We start from the raw sequence: 318 nt of genomic DNA on the forward strand, positions 1-318 counted from the left end.
GTGAGACGTCCCACAACCCCAACCAGCAAGCTGATTGGTTTGGGCTAATCCGCGTTCGCTCGCCGCTACTGACGGAATCACTATTGTTTTCTCTTCCTCAGGGTACTTAGATGTTTCAGTTCCCCTGGTATGCCTTCAACCACCCTATGTGTTCAGGTGGAGATAACTATCCATTACGATAGCTGGGTTTCCCCATTCGGACATCCCCGGATCAAAGCTTGCGTACAGCTCCCCGAGGCAGTATCGTTGTTCGCCACGTCCTTCATCGGCTCCTAGCGCCTAGGCATCCTCCGTGTGCTCTTAATAGCTTAACCATAT

The 318-nt window shown here is 51.9% G+C and carries 1 rRNA gene; it reads right to left on the reverse strand.

Annotated features, from left to right (window positions below):
- Window positions 1–314, reverse strand: a 23S ribosomal RNA gene (locus PV403_RS25110); the annotation flags it as partial.
- Window positions 315–318: the final 4 nt, after the last annotated feature.

Origin of the sequence: Paenibacillus sp. GYB006, from assembly GCF_036577645.1 — a bacterium.
GTDB lineage: Bacteria > Bacillota > Bacilli > Paenibacillales > Paenibacillaceae > Paenibacillus.